Origin of the sequence: Pseudoalteromonas sp. SR45-6 (genome assembly GCF_014163545.1) — a bacterium.
Lineage (GTDB): Bacteria > Pseudomonadota > Gammaproteobacteria > Enterobacterales > Alteromonadaceae > Pseudoalteromonas > Pseudoalteromonas rhizosphaerae.
Window position 1 is genome coordinate 111,809 of record NZ_JACJDM010000008.1, and the last position, 18,709, is coordinate 130,517.

An 18,709-nucleotide genomic window follows, 5' to 3' on the forward strand; every position below is an offset into this window, starting at 1 on the left:
GGGTAAGTAACTCCTTTTCTATTGCTATATCTGTGGCTAAATTGATACTCAAAAAAAAAGCGCCTAATAGGCGCTTTTCTGCGGTTAAAACCAAAATCAACAAGTAGCAAAAGAGTAGACTTCACTTTGCTAAGTAAGTTCCATTATTTATTACTTTTAATTTATTTATGTGTTTTTAAAAGCGGCATGAGCATCTGCTCCAAGCCATTGAGTTTAACTTCATACATCATTGCTAATTGAGCACCGAGTGTGCCGTGAGGAAATCCTTGCTGCTTAAACCAGACTAAGTATGGTTCTGGTAATAACAGCAAAGGGCGGCCTGCATATTTACCAAATGGCATTTTTGTATTAATCGCTATTTTTAAAAGCTCTGGATCCATGGTTAACTTAGTTTGCTAGGTTATGCGTGAAGTGTATTACAAAAGAGAGAGAGAAAATAGGCTGTGACGGGCAAGAAACAGCCTATTTAATGAGGGAGAGTAGGGCCCTCATAATTACTAATGGATCTGGTATTGATGCTTTTTGGTAAATCCAAGTTGTTTAAGTTTGTTTATAATTGACGGATCATCGATGCGGCTTGGTGTTTCGCTATCACGCAAGAAATGATTTTCCGGCACTTGATATATATCGAGCATTTTTTGAAATAGCACTGCGCGCATTGTTAACGCTGTCATTCCATTTCTTTGTATTTCATCAAGGCGATTTTGAAGTTCAACCAGTTTTGGGTTATTTACATCATCCGCCACTGTCTGAAACTGTGTAGCAAACTTATTTTTCATCTAAAAACCTTATTTAATAGTAAAAGACAAAATGCCGATAAATACGTATACACAAACATGAGAAGGCTTTTTTTGTGCTAAAAATAGATACTTACGTATTACTCAACAAGTGCAGTTTACTCTTTTTTCATGGGTAAATGCCAATCTGGATGTAAAGCTTTGTAAATGCGCTTGACTCTTATTTGGGGACTTCTGCGGGATTGTTTCAGGCGGCTATATATAAGGATATGAAAATTAAATGAAAATAGTTCTCAGTACCTTTTGTGGTACTGAGAACCTTTCTATATTATGGAAATAATTTTTGTTTTACATGCTCAGCGAAGCCGCTACCGGCCTCTAAATAGAAGTTATAAGTAGAGTCAACGCCCATATCTTCTAATTCTTTTTGCTGATCTGGATAGTTAGCAATGGCAGTAACTTGACCTTGGTAACCCGAAGCACGCAATTGCTCTAAAGCAAAAATGTTCTGCATATGTTTCGGCATCGCGAGCATGATCATCTCTACATGGGAGTGATTTACCCGTTGCCAAAAGTCTGGATCGGTTGCATCTGCCAAGAGTGCCTTACGACCTCGTGTAACATGCTTTTCGACCACTTCAGGTTTGATATCTATACCCGCTACAACGCCAGGATGGGTGATGTTAATTGTTTCATATGCACCGGTGCCAATACGACCCATACCAAAAATAACAATCTTGGTGTCATTTAAGTTCACAGGAAGTTCTTCTGCTAAGCGAGTAGGGCTTTCAAAACGCATGAGCCAAGCTTCGATCTTTACATAAATTTCGTTTGAACGTTTATTTAGTGGGGATGCAATGATAAAGGTCATTGATACTGCAATAGCCATAACAGCCAACCACTCAGAGGTGATTAACCCGCTACTGGCAGCAACCATACAGACTATCAAGCCAAATTCGCTGTAGTTAGCTAGACTAAAAGCACTTAATAAAGAAGTACGAGCGCGTAACTTAAAGGCATTCGTTAGTACATAATACAGGGCAACTTTGACTGGTAGCACCAATACAATAATAAGCGCTATAAGTAATGAGTTGAGCGTCAGATCAGCACCTAAACCAATTGTTAAGAAAAACCCAACTAATAAAATTTCTTTTAAATTAAGTAGTGATTTTGCAAGCTCACTGGCTTTTTTATGAGGAGCAAAGATCATACCGATGATCAACGCGCCTAAATCACCTTTCAAGCCTGCAAATTCAAATGCATGATAGCCAACGACAAGTGCAAAGAAAAAGCCAAACAAAGGTAATAGCTCACCATGTTTAGAACGATTTAACACCCAAAACATGACTGGGCGTAATAATGGCAAGGCAACTAATAGCGCAAAAGCCCAACCGTTGGGGATTTTACCTGTGCTGATGGCTAAAAATATCACTGCAAAGATATCTTGCATAACCAAAATACCAATGGCTATTTTGCCGTGAAGGCTGGCCATTTCGCCACGTTCTTCAAGTACTTTTACAGCAAAAACTGTGCTAGAAAAGCTAAAAGCAAAACCAACAAGCAACGCACTTTGCCAACTTAGGTCTGCAAATAATGGCAACGAAAGTGCGCCTAAGAACAGCATCAAACTGCAAAAAATAGCGCTACTAATAATAATATGTAAAGAGGCAGGGGCCCAAACTTGTGGCTTAATAAGATGGCTAACTTTTAGTTTCAGACCAATACTAAATAGTAATAACGTGATCCCTAAATTAGCAATCGTATTAAGTAGCTCAGTGGTTTTAAAGCCAGATAAGTTCAGTACAAAGCCAGCAATCAAAAAACCGATTAGCGGAGGAAGTTTAAGTTGGTACACGGCAAAGCCACACACAAATGCGACAGCAAAATATAATAGTTCCATAATTCTTAATATCACTTCATTTGGTTACCTAGTGTAGCGAAATATCAGCATTTTTGAAAATCATTCGTGTATATTATGCATATAAATTGCGCGCATAGAGATATACCTGTGTATGAAAAACACTCGTTTAGTTAATTATTCTGCTAAAAACTCAAAAAATAGTTATTTTTTCACTGACAGCAGCTTTTAAATATGGTTAAGATGCAGTAACAAAGGAATTTAAGCGTGATTCAGGTTTAGGTGAATTAAGCTTAAGGAGAAATAGATGTTTAAAAAAATTCTTGCATCAGTCGGTATTGGTGCAGCAACAGTAGATACCGTGCTTGAAACTGAGCATTTACAACCTGGGCAATTATTTAATGCCCAAATAGTGATCACCGCAGGGGATGTTAGCCAAGCAATAACAGGTCTTGATTTAGCATTAATGACGCGCGTAAAAGTGGAAGGTGAAGACGGTGCTTATTTTACCAATCATATTATTGATAAGTGGCGTATAACCGATATTGGTACAATTGAACCGGGTCAGCAAAAACACATTCCGTTTGAAGCGCGCTTACATTCAGAAACACCGATCACCGAAATCAACGCCGGTTATAACCAATCACATGTTTGGCTTGAAACAGGTTTAGATATTGATTTAGCACTTGATCCTACGGATAAAGATCATCTTCATATTTATCCAAATGATGCCGTAACTACTTTTATGCAAGCGATGGATAAACTGGGTTTTAGCTTGGTAAAAGCGGATGTTGAAAAGGGCTTCTTACGCGCTAGTACGTTTAACTCTGTCTCAGGTTGTTATCAAGAGCTGGAATATAAACCAAATAGCCGTAGCTTGTTCGGTATTCAAGAGATTGAACTATCGTTTGTGCCTGAAGCGCATAAAACTCATGTTTTAATTGAGCTTGATCGTGGTTTTCGTGGCGATGGCTATGTTGACCTGACGATTGAACATGATCACGTTAATCTTTCGCATTTATGTGATCAATTAGAACGTTTGCTTGCCTAGCTATCCAGAGCTCGGTTAGTTAGCTAAGCTTAGTAAATAGCCCTGCATTGACTGGGCTTTTTTATGTTAGGAGTTTTTATGCAATTAACAACAAAACCATTTTCTCAACTGTCTGCGCAGGTACTGTTTACTATCATGCGCACGCGGGTCGATGTATTTGTAGTCGAGCAGCAATGCCCATACCCTGAATTAGACGATATTGATTGCACTGTAACAACTCAGCATCTCTATTGGCTCGAGGCTGAACAATTAGCTGCATACGCACGCTGTTATGAGAAAAATGAGCAGTACAGCGCTATTGGCCGCGTGCTGGTTGAAAAATCACAACGAGGTAAGGGGTTAGCAGCGTTATTGGTTAAAGAGGCGATCCAGTGTTGCTTTACGCACTGGCCGAACAAGGATATATACATTGGCGCGCAAACCTATTTACTCGCGTTTTATCAGTCGCTGGGTTTTCAATGTATTGGCGAGCCTTATTTAGAAGATAATATTGCACATCAAGATATGATTTTAAAAAACCGCTCAGTGTAAAGAGCGGTTTTTTGAGTTAGCCTAATAGTGAGCTGACAAACACTAAACCAATTGCAATTGGGCAAATGAATTTAATATACCATGGCCATATTTTCCAAAATAGGCTGGTAGCAACTTCTGGGCAGCCTTGTTGTATTTCGTTTAATAGTGAGTTGCGATACCAAATCCAGCCGACAAACAAGCAACACATTAAACCAAGAATAGGTTGACCAAATTTAGTTGTGAGCGCAATAACTAAACCAAACAGCGCATTAAAGTTCAGAACTATTGTAAAGCTCACCAATGCTATAATCGTTCCTATTAACCAGGTGGCTTTTACACGGCCAAGATCAAAGCGCTCTACAGCATACGAAACCGGTGCTTCAAGCATTGAAATAGATGATGTCAGAGCAGCTATACTCATCAATGCAAAAAAGGCAAAGCCAACGAATAAGCCAATGGTGCCCATGCCATCAAAAAGAGCGGGTAATACTTGAAATACTAAAGTGTCTTCAGAAAGCAACTCTCCAGTAGCTGAGAATATTTCCACCCCTTGTGCCTGCGCAACGTACATCGCAGGGATAATTAGTAACCCAGCAACAAAAGCAATAAACACATCAATCAGGGTAACGTAGGCGCCAAGTGAAACTAAATTTTCTTTTTTACTAATGTAAGAGCCATAAATGATCATCACACTAGTGCCTAATGACAACGAAAAGAACGCTTGTCCCAGTGCACTAACAAGTAATTCAGGGTCTAAAATAGAGCTGAAATCAGGCACTAAGTAGGCTTTTAGGCCTGTCATAGCGCCTTCTTGCATCATCACATAAACAATCAGTGCAAATAAAATAGTCAGCAATGCGGGCATTAGGCGTTTTGACCATTTTTCAATGCCATTTTCTACTCCGCGGCTAATGATTGCGACAGTAAGAATAATAAATCCAGCAGTAAATATAAGGTTTCTAGAGATTGACTGCTCACTCAACCAAGTTGAAGAGCTCTCACTGCCCACTAAAGTCGCAATGGGCTCTAGAGTGGCACTGATCATCCAACCGGCGACAATGGCATAAAAGCTGAGGATCAGTCCGGCACATATGATACCGCCAAAACCGACCACAAACGCAAAACGTTTTTGGAGCGGGTTATTTGAAATTTTCCGCAATGAACTAACCGCATTGGCTTGACCATGGCGACCAATTGTTAGCTCTGCCATCAGTGCTGGGTAAGCTAAACAAAATGCTAATACAAGGTAAGCAATTAAAAAGGCCGCGCCTCCATTGCTGGCTGTCTGTGTTGGGAAACCCCAGATATTACCAAGACCTACTGCAGATCCTGCTGCGGCCATAATGAATCCAAAACGGGAGCTAAACTCCCCTCTGACTGCGCTCATAATTATTTTTTCTTCTCTATATAGTGACGGCGCTGACAATCTACTGTAAATGTTAAAAAATAAAAAGCTCTTATTTTTAACTGCAGCCGTGAAGAATTAACGCCTGACTGTATTTACAAAACTTAGAATGCCAATGCTGTTAACATTTATAATTTAAGTTGTTGTTATCTAATCATAATGAGGTGATTTATGATAATGTAAACTGTAACATAAAAGTTACAATTGTTCTGGGTTATGTATTTTAAGGGTAAAGCATGCACCCGCTAGCTGCTTACTGCGATTTACGCTTACACTGCCATGATGCCAATCAGCTACTTTAGCTACTATGGCAAGTCCTAGGCCATAACTTTGATCGGCTCGATTGCGATGACTCTGTTCTTGAAAAAAAGGACTAAAAACTTTGTGCCAATTTTGCTCTTCGATACCTGGACCATCATCCTCAACAGTGATTATCAGTGTTTGCTCTTTCATTGATGCTGTGAGAATAATTTTTTGTTTGGCAAAGTCACAGGCATTGCTAAGCAGATTAGTGATTGCGCGTGCTAACCAGTGTAAATCTGCATAAATATGAGAATTATCATGACAGATAAGTTGTAAATCAAGTTGTTGCTGTACTAACTTAGGCTCTAGTTGTTGTATTAGGGTGCTTAGGTAGCTGTTTAACTCAGTGTGTGAGTAGGTCAGTTGGTTGGCTTTTTGCTCAAGCGTGGCAAATGCTAAATAACTTTTCAACATTGATTCCATTTGGTCTAAATCAGCTTCCATACGATTTAAATAATGTTTTATTTTTTCTTCGCTATGACTATCTAGTGCCGCATCTAAGCCAAATCGTAGGCAGGCAATGGGGGTGCGTATATCATGAGATAAACTCGAGGCCATCAGTTTATTTTCATCGAGTAATTTTTCGATCTGGCTTGCCATGCGGTTAAAAGTAAGCTCAACATCTTTAATGTAAGTGAAATGGGATACCCGAATGCGAGCATGTAAGTCGCCACTGGCAAACTTTTTAGCTGCGTCATTAACCACGCCTAGTCGTTTAGCTAATGGTGCAATAATAAACCCCATAAACACACATAACCCAGCGTAAAACATTAAGGTAAGTAACATATCATTTTGTTGATCTTGTTCGTGGGGTTTTTCTAAACGTAATTTAAGATGAAAAGGCGCAAGCAAATCATTACTGTAGAGTAGGTAATACCCTTCTTGATCTTCTAAAATCAGTCCGCCTTCAGCATTGATCTCTTCCAGCAGTGATGGTGGCAGCGCTAAAGATTGCGTGGCTCGATAACTTAATCCCAACGAAAACTGTTGTGCAAGTAAGGCGGTGTAGTCTGCTCTTTGCATGAAGGGTTGGCTGGCAATTTGCTGGCTGAAGCCCATTAAAAGTTTACTTTGAAAGCCAAACTCATCCTGCGAGGTATGAGTTTGCTGACTAAAAGCATCAATTAACCAACCTAATATCACAATCGAGAGCAGGGCACTGGCTAATAAGGAAAGATAAAACTTTTTCATAGCGTTCGCCAGTATACCTTAGCGGCGATCACCAAGCGCTTGCGACGAGTAAATAGCCTCGCCCCCAAATTGTTTTAATTTTTTCAGGTTGCTGGGGATCATCATTAAATTTTTTACGCAGCGCAGAAATGAGCACATCGACACTGCGATCAAGGCCATCATATTCACGGCCCTTGGTTGCTTTGAATACAGCATCTCGCGACACAACTTGCCCTGCGTTACAGGCTAAATAATGCAGTAATAAGTACTCAGCGCTGGATACCCCTTGATCAATATCATTAATAAAAACATTGCGAGATTGTGTATCAATTTTTAAAGAGCCTACCTGAATAATGGTATCATCCGCTTGCGACTCCGAATTATCGTTATTGGCGCGCAGCGCCGCTTTGATCCGCGCTAGTAATGCACGCGGCCTGACCGGTTTCATTATATAATCACTGGCACCGACTTCAAGACCAATCACTTCGTCCATTTCTTCGTCTCGAGCGGTTAGCATAATAATAGGGCTTTGGTAAAATTGACGTAGTTCACGACAGACACTAATACCGTCTTGGCCGGGGAGCATAATGTCGAGTAAAATTAAGTCAGGCTTGAGCTCTTTTACATGACTGACAACTTGGTCGCCTCGCTCACAAATATGAGTTGTGTAGCCTTGCTCAGTTAAATACTCTGCCACCCACTGGGCTAAAGAGCCGTCATCTTCAACAAGTAATATTGTGCCGTAATTATTCATGCTTTATCTCGTTTTAAAAAAGCCGCCAGCGGCGTTTCTTTTGGCGATTTTGATACACCCATTGCAACTGTACTTGTGTTGATGCAATGATCTTACCGGTATCGCTGTTTATTAACTCAAATGAAATGCTTTCAACAGAATCAAAAGCATAATTTAACTTCCCGCTATTTTGTCTAAGCCAGCATTGCATAATATGCTTCGATGTTGCATCACGTAAACAGTAATTACCGATGCTAGTTTGTTGCCAGCTTAACTCAATATCAGCATAGCAGCTGCGTCCTTCTCGCAGTGCAACACAGGTATCGGGCAATGCAATTAAACTACTGTCGTGCGGTTCTTCGCCATCGGCCAATAACGGCTTTGTGTTAAGTAACAGTAATAAAATTACTGTGGTTTTAAAATACATAGCGCACGCCTACCATGGCTTTATGCTGATAATCCTGAGATACAATGGGACTGTTGGAAATTTCATTTGAAAACCAGGTAGATAGCCAGCCACCTAAAAATACCCAGTGTTGATTGAGTGGGTACTCGGCGTGGAATTCAAAAATCATACTCATTGCGGTGTCTGTTTGATAGACCGCACGAGTAGCGGTGGCTTCCTCTGTTGTAATGCCAAAATAGTAATTGGTGAAATCAGCTGAGTAAGCGCTGATACCAACACCGGTGCGAAACTCCCAGTTTTGCCATGGTAAAATATGACTAAAAAAGCTATTTACAACCCAGCCATTATGAGCACTGGAAATGTCATGTAAGTATTCAAAAGAGATTTGTGAGTTTTCAAAGCGGCGGGTAAGGCGTAAGCCAGTATCAAAGTCACTTTTTCGGCTTCGTATTCCTTTAAGTTCTGACACCACTCCACTGCTATAAAAGTCGAGTCCTGTTTCATCAAACCCAGCTTGCATATTAGTGCCAAGAATATCAAGATCCCAATCATACTTATTGATGATGCTATAACCAATAATAATGCCGCCACTGAGTTGGCTATGATCAATATCTAAATAAAAGCGTTCGTAAGAAATAGCAAGGTTAATATCAAGTTCTAGGCCGTCACTGTAAGAATCCATTCCAACTAAATAAGAATCTTCAACATAATAGCCCGCACCCGCGCTCCAATCCCAAGCAAAGCCTGAGGTAGGCTCTAAGGTATTATCAGCATAATAGCGATTGCTGGCATTGCTAGAGGTGCTCCATAAACCCACACTGATCAGTAATAACAGTAGTTTCTGTAGAGTGTGTTGTTTACGTTGCATCCATGATCCAAATAAATTAAGCAGTTGTTAAGTGTATTATATTGTCAAAGAGTTCCTTTGATCTGTAAAAAATTGTAGCCAGTAGTCATTCTGCAGACATGAACTTAGTGTACTTTAATTTTATCGATCAAAATACTACTCAGATAATAGTGCATCATCGGTGTTAGAGCACTCACTTCAGTGCGATTACACGGTCCTTGAAGTTTAGCTAAACTGGTCATTTTAGAAATGGTTTTATAGCTTGGTATACTGACTTCTTGATTGGCACGGGCAAGACGTGCTTGCTCAGTATTTTGTTGATGGATAAAAGTGGCTACTTCAAGCTCATTACTGATCACTTGTTCATCACTGAAGCTGTAAATAAGTGGTTCGCGGTGGAAGCTTGCACTGTCGATTGAGGATTTTCCAAACCACACTACATCACCTGATGCACGATGGATCAGGCGCATGCTAACCTCTGCATTGATGGTTGAGCATTGTTGGATCGGATACAGTTGTGTTATTTGCGCAAATAAAGGATACGCTTTATTCGGTGGTTGTATTTGATATTCAGTATCTTCAATAAAGTTGAGCTCTAGCTGGTGTATAGCTAGGGTATAATCACTATTGCCTTGATCAACGACACGTAAGTTCATAGTCGTTAATGCATCAGTTATTTGTTTAAATAGGGTATCCGTGACACTTGCTTTATCGGCAATAACTTGCACAGTTTGGTTACGAGTAATTTTATGCGCTGGTAATTGTACTGATTTTACTTTCGGTGAAGCATGTTCGGTTTCATAGGCTACTTGATAGCTTTGGCTTTTTAATTGCGGTTTGAGTGGCATTTCTAAAGGCGCAGCAGGTGGCGGCGCAGTGACACAGGCCGTTGTAATGAAAGTAAAAAAAACTATTGATAAATAACGTATGAACACTTTAAAACCCTTTGAAAGCTCGATAATCGGAATATTGTACGTTAGTCTTAATAAAACTTCATGGTATTATAAAGCTAAGAATGTCTTAATCTAGATAAAAATAATAAAAAATGAAGCCTTTTGTGTCGTTAATCAACTCCTTTTTTTTCGTTATCACGTTAGTTTTATTTCAATCGCAGGTTCATGCCAGCAAGCAACAGTGGCAAGAATTTGTCAATGATTATACACAACATCTCGAACATAAATTAAAAAGCAAAGGGATCCCAGGGGCTGCGTTGTCGATAGTTAATGGCCCTGATGATACGCATATACAAGGGTTTGGGGTAACAAAGCTAAATAAGGGCTTAGCAGTCAATGCCCATACTCGGTTTCGCTTAGCATCGGTATCTAAAACGTTTGCAGGCTCACTCAGTGCAAAGTTAGCCAATGAGGGGAAGTTTGCTTTAGACGACCCTGTCAGTAAATTTATTCCAGCCTTCGCCAATACGGATTACAAAAATAATTTAAAAGTTTTTCACTTACTCAGTCACTCCAGCGGTTTAGTACCTAATGCGTATGATAACTTGATTGAATCAAGAATGAGTTACCCTGATATAGTGCAAAAGTTGTTGAGTGTTGAACCTATCTGCCAACCAGGGCAGTGCTATGGCTATCAAAATGTGATGTTTAGCTTAATTGCTGAAGTGATCAAAAGCAGTACTAAATTGGATTACTCTCGGTGGATGAGTGAATTTATATTTTCACCATTAAATATGAATGATGCAAGCCTGGGTTATACCGCGATGGTAACAGATGATAATTATGCTCATCCCCATGTAAGAGGGCGCAAACGCTGGCATACCGCAAAATTGAAAAAAAATTATTACAAGGTACTTCCCGCAGCCGGCGTTAATGCTAGTGCCAGTGATATGGCTATTTGGTTAAAAGCGCAGTTAGGATATTACCCAACGGTATTATCCAGTGCAGTGCTAGCCAGTCAAACTCGTCCTTATACGCATACAAAAAAAGAGTTACGGCGTCGAGTGTGGAAAAAGCACCTTAGCGAGGCCTATTATGGCTTAGGCTGGCGGGTTTACGAATATGATAATGAAACCATTTACTATCATAGCGGCTGGGTGCAAGGATATCGCAGTGACCTTGTAGTAATACCGCACTTAAACATAGGTTTCAGTCTGATCCTTAACGCCGAAACCGGTATCATTAATGAATTAACGACAGAGTTTATTGATCGTGTGTTGCTATTCAAACGCTCACAACAACTAGCAATGTATAAAGAGGAAGACAAATGAACTATATTTTAGCGAGCGTAATATTACTGTTTACTGCGAATTTAACAGCAGCACCGCAAAGTATTTTTTTGTTTCGCCATAGTGAAAAATTAACAGGCAACGATCCCCATCTTACGGATGCCGGCAAGCAACGGGCGCAGCAGTTAGTGAGTCTGCTTAGTAAAGTCCAGCCAACAGCAGTTTTTAGTACGGACTATAATCGCACTATCGAGACCGCAACTCCTATTGCTGAACATTTTAATATTACAATTCAAAGCTACGACCCTCGTGACTTAGCCGCATTTAAACACACTGTTTTAGCGCAAGATGGCGTAGTGGTGATTGTAGGCCATAGTAATACCACGGCAGAATTGGCAAAATTAATAGCGCAAATAGATGTTGAAAAGATGCCTGAAACTGAATTTAACCGCTATTTTATCTTACAAAGCGAAGCGCAAGGTTATCAGTTGAGTGATATGAAGATGAATTTTTGAGCAATGTAATATATTTATTTACAATTTATTGCAGTTGCGTCGCAGATATAAAAAAACCAGCAATTGCTGGTTTTTTTATAGCGGAATAGAAAATTAATTACGTGGTAATTGGATCTTCTTTTCTTCGCTTTGGCGATAAAGCACAAGGGTGTGGCCGATTGACTGTAATTTCTCAGCACCGGTTTCACGAATAATAGCTTCAAAAATCAGTGCTTTAGTCTCACGATCATCAGTAGGTACTTTTACTTTAATAAGTTCGTGGATTTCTAGAGCGCTTTGAATTTCAACTAATACACCTTCAGTTAAACCGTTAGAACCAAGAAGTACAACTGGTTTTAGAGAGTGTGCTTGACCTTTTAAAAACTGCTTTTGTTTGTTCGATAATTTCATGTTGTTACAAATTTTGCTGAATATGGCTTGAATTAAGGGTATTCTAACGCCATCTAGAGAATATTACTAATTAGTTGCGTGTTAATTTATGACGAATAAGAAACTTTCGGCCAGTTCACAGCGATGGTTGAAGGAACATTTTGATGATCCTTATGTTCACGAGGCACAAAAGAAAGGTTGGCGCTCTCGTGCGATTTTTAAACTCGACGAGATCCAAAATAAAGATAAATTACTACGCCCAGCCATGACTGTTGTTGATTTGGGAGCTGCGCCGGGAAGCTGGTCACAGTATTTAGCAGAAAAAGTAGGCGATAAAGGGCAGGTGATCGCTTGTGATATATTACCTATGGATTCATTGGCCGGCGTTGATTTTTTGCAAGGAGATTTCCGAGAAGAAGCTGTTTTAGATGCGTTATTAAATCGCATTAATGGTAAAAATGTTGATGTGGTGCTCTCTGATATGGCACCAAACATGAGTGGTAATAGCTCCGTTGACCAAGCTGGAAGCATGTATTTAGTGGAATTAGCATTAGATATGTGTAGCCAAGTTTTAAAGAAAAATGGTGCATTTGTTGTTAAAGTATTCCAAGGTGAAGGCTTTGATGAATTCTTAAAAACAGTGCGTGATAGCTTTAAAACTGTAAAAATCCGTAAACCCGACGCCTCACGTGCGCGATCACGTGAAGTATATATAGTAGCGACAGGCTACAAACTGTAGTACAGTTGTCAGGCGTTTAGTTGAATTTAAATTAATTGGATACAAGAGGTTAACCCCTTGAGCGATATGGCGAAAAATCTAATACTCTGGCTGGTCATTGCAGTTGTGCTAATGTCAGTATTTCAGAGCTTTAATGGTGGCGATCAAACAGACCGTCAAACTAGTTACAGTCAATTTGTAAAAGATGCCCGAAGTGGCGCTATACAAGAAGTGGCAATCGAAAGTACCAGTGGCACAATTACTGGCACTAAAACCAATGGCGATCGCTTTCAAACGATCATGCCTATTTATGATAAAGACATTCTTAATGACTTATTAAAAAGTGATGTGAATGTAAAAGGTGTGAAGCCAGAAGAGCAATCATTCTTAGCGAGCATCTTAATTTCATGGTTCCCAATGTTATTACTAATTGGGGTATGGATTTTCTTCATGCGTCAAATGCAAGGCGGCGGTGGCAAAGGTGCTATGTCGTTTGGCAAGAGTAAAGCACGCTTAATGAGTGAAGACCAAATTAAAACCACTTTCGCAGATGTTGCCGGTTGTGATGAAGCTAAAGACGATCTAACAGAGCTTGTTGATTTCTTACGTGATCCATCTAAATTCCAAAAACTTGGCGGTAGTATTCCTAAAGGCGTATTAATGGTTGGTCCTCCAGGTACGGGTAAAACCTTACTTGCTAAGGCCGTTGCTGGTGAAGCAAAAGTACCATTCTTTACGATTTCAGGTTCAGACTTTGTTGAGATGTTTGTTGGTGTGGGTGCTTCGCGTGTTCGAGATATGTTTGAACAAGCGAAAAAAGCAGCGCCATGTATCATCTTTATCGATGAAATTGATGCCGTAGGCCGTAAACGTGGCGCAGGTATGGGTGGTGGTCACGATGAGCGTGAGCAAACACTTAACCAAATGCTAGTAGAGATGGATGGCTTTGAAGGCAATGAAGGTATTATCGTTATTGCCGCGACTAACCGCCCAGATGTACTTGATCCAGCATTACTTCGTCCTGGTCGTTTTGACCGTCAAGTAGTGGTTGGCTTACCTGATATCCGTGGCCGTGAACAGATCCTTAAAGTACATATGCGAAAAGTGCCATTAGGCGATAACGTAGAAGCTTCTGTTATTGCGCGTGGTACACCTGGATTTTCTGGTGCTGATTTAGCAAACTTAGTCAATGAAGCGGCTCTATATGCTGCACGTGGTAATAAACGTGTTGTTAGCATGGCTGAATTTGATGCTGCTAAAGATAAAATCATGATGGGCGCAGAGCGCAAGACCATGGTGATGAGCGAGAAAGAAAAAGAAATGACTGCGTATCATGAAGCCGGACATGCAATTGTTGGCCGCATCGTACCAGAGCACGATCCTGTTTATAAAGTATCGATTATTCCACGTGGCCGTGCCCTTGGTGTAACGATGTATTTACCAGAGCAAGACCGTGTTAGTCACTCTAAAGAGCTATTGGAATCTATGATTTCAAGCTTATATGGTGGCCGAATTGCTGAAGCACTGATTTATGGTGAAGATAAAGTAACTACCGGTGCTAGTAACGATATTGAACGTGCTACTGACATTGCGCGCAAAATGGTTACACAGTGGGGCCTAAGTGAAAAATTAGGGCCATTACTATACGCTGAAGATCAAAATGAGATGTACATGGGTGGCGGCGGTGGTCGTGCCATGAGCATGTCGGATGAAACGGCAAAAGTAATTGATGCTGAAGTTCGTTTGTTCTCAGATCGCAACTATCAACGCGCTGAGCAAATCTTGAAAGATCATATTGATATTCTGCATTCAATGAAAGATGCATTAATGAAATATGAAACGATTGATGCTAAGCAAATTGATGATCTAATGGCACGTCAGCCTGTACGTGAACCACGTGATGCGCATGACCGCCGTGATACTGCTGATAAAAAACCAGCAGTTGAAGAGAGCAAAGCAGAGCCAGTTGCTGAAAAAGACGACAAGCCAGCTCAAAAAGATGAAACAAATCTTGATGATAAAGCTGAATAACAGTTAAAATAGCTAAACGAAAAGCCCCGATTGTCGGGGCTTTTTTGTAACTGGTTAAATAAAGTATATATATCAATGCAATGGATGTATTGAAGGTGATAGATGACCACAGTTAAGTTACCTAGAGGTCGCAGTTTACACCTCGACACCCCAGTTATAATGGGGATCTTGAATGTCACTCCTGACTCTTTTTCAGATGGTGGGCGCTACTATCAAACAGACAGCGCTGTCATACAAGCTCAAAAGTTACTCGCAGATGGTGCTACCATATTAGATATTGGTGGCGAATCAACACGTCCTGGTGCGCCTGATGTTAGCCTTGAGGATGAATTAGCCAGAGTAATACCCGCAATCGAGGCAATTCGTGCCCACAGTGATAGCGCCGTTAATGATTGCATCATTTCGATTGATACCAGTAAAAGTGAAGTAATGCGTCAAGCTATTCTAGCTGGTGCTGATATTGTTAATGATGTGCGTGCTTTACAAGAGCCAAACGCACTGGCAACAGTTGCTCAGTATCCAGACGTTGCGGTGTGTTTAATGCACATGCAAGGCCAACCTCGAAGTATGCAAAACTCTCCACATTACGATGATTTATTCAGTGATATAAATGATTTTTTTGTACAGCGGATCAATGCCTGTGAAACAGCGGGTATTCAGCGCCAGCAACTTATTTTAGACCCCGGGTTTGGCTTTGGTAAAACCCTCAGTCACAACTACCAATTACTGGCGCGGTTTAATGAATTTAACCACTTTGGTTTACCTGTTTTAGCAGGACTATCGCGCAAATCAATGATTGGCAACTTATTAAATAGACAAACAAACGAGCGCCTTGCTGGCAGTTTAGCAGGGGCATTAATTGCTGCGCAAAATGGCGCAAAAATTATTCGTGTACATGATGTAAAAGAAACCGCAGATGTGCTTGGCGTGTGGCAAGCTTGCGAACAAGGAATTTAAAAATGAAAGAAAGAAAGTATTTTGGCACCGATGGTGTACGTGGCATGGTGGGTGAATACCCAATTACACCAGAATTTGCACTTAAATTAGGTTGGGCTGCAGGCAAGGTACTATCAAAAAATGGCACTAAGAAAGTCATTATTGGTAAAGATACTCGCATTTCTGGTTATATGTTAGAGACATCACTTGAAGCGGGTTTGATCGCCGCAGGTATCGATGTGGTATTACTTGGCCCGATGCCGACGCCAGCCGTTGCATATTTAACGCAAACATTTCGTGCTGAAGCTGGAATTGTGATCAGTGCATCTCATAACCCATATCATGACAACGGCATTAAGTTTTTTTGTGGCCGAGGTTTGAAGTTAGCTGATGAAGTTGAGCTACAAATTGAAGCAATGCTTGATGAACCAATGACCTGTGTAGCATCTGATAAGCTAGGTAAAGCCCGCCGTTTAGAAAGCGCTGATGGCCGTTATATTGAGTTTTGTAAAAGCCAATTCCCACAAGGCCTGTCGTTAGAAGGTTTAAAGATTGTATTAGATTGTGCCAATGGTGCAACTTATCATATCGCACCATCAGTAATGCGTGAATTAGGCGCGCAGATAATTAGCCATGCTTGCGAGCCAAATGGTGTAAACATCAACCTAGAATGCGGTGCGACCCATGTTGATGCATTAAAACGCAAAGTATTAGAACATAATGCTGATGTCGGCATTGCCTATGATGGTGATGGCGACCGTGTAATGATGGTTGATCACAATGGCCGTGTCTTTGATGGTGATGATATTGTTTATATTATTGCCTGCCAAGCTGCCAATGATGACATGTTAGGCGGTGGTGTTGTTGGCACGGTAATGTCTAATATGGGTCTTGAAAACGCGCTTAAAGCGAAAGGTATTGAGTTTGCTCGCAGTAAAGTGGGTGACCGTTATGTAATGGAATTACTACAAGAAAAAGGCTGGAAAATCGGCGGTGAAAGCTCAGGGCATGTATTGAATCTGGATTTGATCAGCACCGGTGATGGCATCATTTCAAGCCTACAAGTTTTGGCTGCTATGGTGGCGCAAAATCGTACGCTAAAAGATCTTGGCGCAGGGTTTGTTAAATACCCGATGAAGATGATTAATGTGCGCTATAAAGCGGGCACAGATCCAACACTTGCACCAGAGGTTATTGCTGCGGTTGCTGATGTTGAAAAACAACTTGCTGGTAAAGGCCGTGTGTTATTACGTAAATCTGGCACTGAGCCGGTTGTTCGCGTGATGGTAGAAGCCGAAGAAGAGAAAATAGTCCTTGATAGTGCACAAAAAATTGCTGCAGTTGTCGAATCTATGAGCAAACAAACTGATTAAGAACAATAACCTCTTGTAACTTTGGGCGAGTCGAGTTACTATCTCGCCCGCTTTCTAATGTGGAGTGGAAAAATGGCAATACGCAAGCCAATGGTCGCAGGCAATTGGAAAATGAACGGCTCGAAAGAGTTAGTACAGCAATTATCTGACGCTATCAACAACGTAAAATCAGATCAGATAGACGTTGTGGTATTTCCACCTTACCCATTGTTACCTATGCTAACAGCAACAGGTGTAACAACTGGGGCACAAACGGTTTCTGAAAATGAACCGGGTGCATTTACTGGTGAAGTTGATGCGCAATTAATTAAAGATATAGGTTGCCAATATACCTTAGTTGGTCACTCTGAACGTCGTAGTATCTACGGCGAAAGTAATGACACTGTTGCAGCTAAGTTTGCTCGTGCACAACAAGTGGGTTTAACACCTATCTTATGTGTTGGTGAAAGTGAACAGCAACGCGAACAAGGTCAAACTGAATTAGTCGTTGCTGCACAAATTGATGCAGTAATTGATAAATTAGGTCTAGCAGCACTGAAAGATTCTGTGATAGCATACGAGCCCGTTTGGGCCATTGGCACAGGTAAGACTGCATCGCCTGAACAAGCACAACATGTGCACAAATTTATCCGTGATAAAATTGCTGCTAACAGTAGTGATTTAGCACAAGGGCTGACCATTCTTTATGGTGGCAGCGTAAATGAAAAAAATAGCGAATTATTATTTGCACAACCAGATATAGACGGCGGCCTGATTGGTGGCGCTAGTCTAAAAGCAGAGTTATTTACTGCAATCTGCGAAAGTGCAAAAGGGACCGTATAAGATGTACGAAATTTTATTAGTAGTTTATTTAGTTGTTGCTTTAGCGCTTGTTGGTATGGTTTTAATTCAACAAGGTAAAGGCGCAGACATGGGTTCATCATTTGGTGCTGGTGCCTCTGCAACCGTTTTCGGTTCGTCAGGTGCAGGTAACTTTATGACAAAAACAACTACAATCTTAGCCAGTGTTTTCTTTGTGCTAAGTATTGTACTAGGTAACTTAACTGCAGGTCAGATAAAAAAGACTGATGAGTGGGAAAACCTAGAAGCAGCACCAGCAGTTGAAACAATTGCTCCTGCAGCTGATGATGTTCCAGTAACATCAACGAAAGAGAAATCTGACGTACCAAATTAATACTTATTAAAAGTATCGTTAAACGATTTATCATCCTCAAATAAATCATATGTTTAACACCTAAAGCGAAAGCTTTAACAATGCGGTTGTGGTGGAATTGGTAGACACGCTACCTTGAGGGGGTAGTGCTTTCGGGCGTGGGGGTTCAAGTCCCCCCAACCGCACCATCTTATAAAAACCAGTAACAGCGATGTTACTGGTTTTTTGCTTTTTGTGGTCTGCAATTAGCACAGACTCTCACCTCGATTAGCTCCTCCTGTTTATTATACCAATCGTGTTAAGTTACTGACCATTTATAGCGACAGATAAATACAGTGATAACAAGGCGTAAATTTTGACATGTAGTTGTTCTACTTGAAAAAATTATAACGCAGTTAGCGCTTTATTT

General features: G+C 40.6%; 20 protein-coding genes and 1 tRNA gene. 11 read left to right on the forward strand and 10 right to left on the reverse strand.

The annotated features are described in order from the left end of the window. Positions 1–161: 161 nt before the first annotated feature. The 3 genes from H5158_RS06180 to H5158_RS06190 form a co-directional block, all read right to left on the reverse strand. A complete protein-coding gene (locus tag H5158_RS06180; protein ID WP_182719329.1) occupies positions 162–380 on the reverse strand; it encodes a DUF3820 family protein in 219 nt (72 codons plus the stop codon). A gap of 117 nt (positions 381–497) precedes the next feature. Further along, a complete protein-coding gene (locus tag H5158_RS06185) occupies positions 498–779 on the reverse strand; it encodes a hypothetical protein (RefSeq protein WP_145239233.1) in 282 nt (93 codons plus the stop codon). Between the two features lie 286 nt (positions 780–1,065). Next, complete coding sequence (locus H5158_RS06190) at positions 1,066–2,637, reverse strand: cation:proton antiporter family protein (RefSeq protein ID WP_182719330.1); 1,572 nt, start codon at positions 2,635–2,637, stop codon at positions 1,066–1,068. A 265-nt stretch (positions 2,638–2,902) separates the two neighbouring features. Between H5158_RS06190 and H5158_RS06195 the strand changes: the two genes are divergently transcribed. Together H5158_RS06195 and H5158_RS06200 are read left to right on the forward strand one after the other, a co-directional pair. Next, positions 2,903–3,646, forward strand: coding sequence for a sporulation protein (locus tag H5158_RS06195; RefSeq protein WP_145239228.1), 744 nt, complete (start codon positions 2,903–2,905; stop codon positions 3,644–3,646). Between the two features lie 78 nt (positions 3,647–3,724). Next, on the forward strand, positions 3,725–4,177 hold the full coding sequence (locus H5158_RS06200) for a GNAT family N-acetyltransferase (protein WP_182719331.1): 453 nt from the start codon (positions 3,725–3,727) through the stop codon (positions 4,175–4,177). Positions 4,178–4,193: 16 nt separating this feature from the next. Here H5158_RS06200 and H5158_RS06205 read toward each other — a convergent pair whose 3' ends face one another. The 6 genes from H5158_RS06205 to H5158_RS06230 form a co-directional block, all read right to left on the reverse strand. Next, positions 4,194–5,546, reverse strand: coding sequence for a sodium-dependent transporter (locus H5158_RS06205; RefSeq protein WP_182719332.1), 1,353 nt, complete (start codon positions 5,544–5,546; stop codon positions 4,194–4,196). A 216-nt stretch (positions 5,547–5,762) separates the two neighbouring features. Further along, on the reverse strand, positions 5,763–7,058 hold the full coding sequence (locus tag H5158_RS06210; protein ID WP_182719333.1) for an ATP-binding protein: 1,296 nt from the start codon (positions 7,056–7,058) through the stop codon (positions 5,763–5,765). A 28-nt stretch (positions 7,059–7,086) separates the two neighbouring features. Beyond that, the gene (locus H5158_RS06215) at positions 7,087–7,791 is read right to left on the reverse strand and encodes a response regulator transcription factor (protein WP_149981435.1); all 705 of its coding nucleotides are present in this window, start codon (positions 7,789–7,791) and stop codon (positions 7,087–7,089) included. 13 nt (positions 7,792–7,804) lie between these two features. Beyond that, positions 7,805–8,197 carry a DUF3019 domain-containing protein gene (locus H5158_RS06220; protein ID WP_149981434.1) on the reverse strand — a complete coding sequence of 131 codons (393 nt, stop codon included), beginning with the start codon at positions 8,195–8,197 and terminating at the stop codon, positions 7,805–7,807. Next, a complete protein-coding gene (locus H5158_RS06225) occupies positions 8,187–9,044 on the reverse strand; it encodes a MipA/OmpV family protein (RefSeq protein WP_149981433.1) in 858 nt (285 codons plus the stop codon). Before H5158_RS06225 ends, H5158_RS06220 begins: the two co-directional genes overlap by 11 nt. 104 nt (positions 9,045–9,148) lie before the next feature. Beyond that, positions 9,149–9,952 (reverse strand): hypothetical protein, encoded by an 804-nt coding sequence (locus H5158_RS06230; protein ID WP_182719340.1) that lies wholly within the window; start codon positions 9,950–9,952, stop codon positions 9,149–9,151. Positions 9,953–10,068: 116 nt separating this feature from the next. Between H5158_RS06230 and H5158_RS06235 the strand changes: the two genes are divergently transcribed. Continuing rightward, on the forward strand, positions 10,069–11,247 hold the full coding sequence (locus tag H5158_RS06235) for a serine hydrolase (RefSeq protein ID WP_182719335.1): 1,179 nt from the start codon (positions 10,069–10,071) through the stop codon (positions 11,245–11,247). Further along, positions 11,244–11,720 (forward strand): histidine phosphatase family protein, encoded by a 477-nt coding sequence (locus H5158_RS06240; RefSeq protein ID WP_182719336.1) that lies wholly within the window; start codon positions 11,244–11,246, stop codon positions 11,718–11,720. The genes H5158_RS06235 and H5158_RS06240 overlap by 4 nt, the downstream gene beginning before the upstream one ends. Positions 11,721–11,813: 93 nt before the next feature. Here the strand turns inward: H5158_RS06240 and yhbY are convergent, their stop codons facing one another. After that, a complete protein-coding gene (gene yhbY / locus H5158_RS06245; protein WP_016707974.1) occupies positions 11,814–12,110 on the reverse strand; it encodes a ribosome assembly RNA-binding protein YhbY in 297 nt (98 codons plus the stop codon). 88 nt (positions 12,111–12,198) lie between these two features. Here yhbY and rlmE point away from each other — a divergent pair, with 88 nt between their 5' ends. From rlmE to H5158_RS06280, 7 genes are all read left to right on the forward strand, one after another. Next, a complete protein-coding gene (gene rlmE / locus H5158_RS06250) occupies positions 12,199–12,828 on the forward strand; it encodes a 23S rRNA (uridine(2552)-2'-O)-methyltransferase RlmE (RefSeq protein WP_145239201.1) in 630 nt (209 codons plus the stop codon). Positions 12,829–12,894: 66 nt separating this feature from the next. After that, positions 12,895–14,838 carry an ATP-dependent zinc metalloprotease FtsH gene (gene ftsH / locus H5158_RS06255; RefSeq protein ID WP_145239198.1) on the forward strand — a complete coding sequence of 648 codons (1,944 nt, stop codon included), beginning with the start codon at positions 12,895–12,897 and terminating at the stop codon, positions 14,836–14,838. Positions 14,839–14,940: 102 nt separating this feature from the next. Continuing rightward, complete coding sequence (gene folP, locus H5158_RS06260) at positions 14,941–15,795, forward strand: dihydropteroate synthase (protein ID WP_182719337.1); 855 nt, start codon at positions 14,941–14,943, stop codon at positions 15,793–15,795. 2 nt (positions 15,796–15,797) lie between these two features. Further along, positions 15,798–17,147, forward strand: coding sequence for a phosphoglucosamine mutase (gene glmM / locus H5158_RS06265; protein ID WP_145239192.1), 1,350 nt, complete (start codon positions 15,798–15,800; stop codon positions 17,145–17,147). Between the two features lie 72 nt (positions 17,148–17,219). Next, positions 17,220–17,969, forward strand: coding sequence for a triose-phosphate isomerase (gene tpiA / locus H5158_RS06270; protein ID WP_182719338.1), 750 nt, complete (start codon positions 17,220–17,222; stop codon positions 17,967–17,969). Position 17,970: 1 nt separating this feature from the next. Further along, entirely contained in the window at positions 17,971–18,321 is a 351-nt protein-coding gene (gene secG, locus H5158_RS06275) for a preprotein translocase subunit SecG (RefSeq protein ID WP_169019853.1), read from the forward strand. An 82-nt stretch (positions 18,322–18,403) separates the two neighbouring features. Next, positions 18,404–18,488, forward strand: a tRNA-Leu gene (locus H5158_RS06280). The last annotated feature ends 221 nt before the right edge of the window (positions 18,489–18,709 follow it).